This window comes from Thioalkalivibrio denitrificans (assembly GCF_002000365.1).
Lineage (GTDB): Bacteria > Pseudomonadota > Gammaproteobacteria > Ectothiorhodospirales > Ectothiorhodospiraceae > Thioalkalivibrio_A > Thioalkalivibrio_A denitrificans.
Genome location: NZ_MVBK01000005.1, coordinates 1 through 327 on the forward strand (window position 1 = coordinate 1; position 327 = coordinate 327).

Below are 327 nucleotides of genomic sequence, written 5' to 3' on the forward strand. Positions count from 1 at the left end.
TGATGGCCACGCGCATGGAGGAGTCCTTTTTGTTGCGCAGGGCCTGCGCCGGGGGCTCGTCCATGCCCACCACCTGGCTGGCGTGACAGATGCGCAGACGCTCCGGAATCGTCCTTGAATGACGTTCGAGCTCCTTCGCCAGCACGGATTCGTCACCCACCAGCAACAACTCGATGTCCGGGAACTCGTTCAGTGCCCGCAACGCCGCCGGAACCACCACGCTCGGGCCGTGATCCCCGCCCATGGCGTCAAGTGCAATGGTGAAGGCTTCGCTCATTCAGTTCTTCTGATGCATTTCGCCTGCCCGTAAAACGACGACGCGGGATA

The 327-nt window shown here is 61.8% G+C and carries 1 pseudogene; it reads right to left on the reverse strand.

Annotation, left to right across the window (positions count from 1 at the left end):
* Positions 1-277: pseudogene (locus B1C78_RS01080) on the reverse strand (phosphate acyltransferase PlsX); the annotation flags it as partial.
* Positions 278-327: the final 50 nt, after the last annotated feature.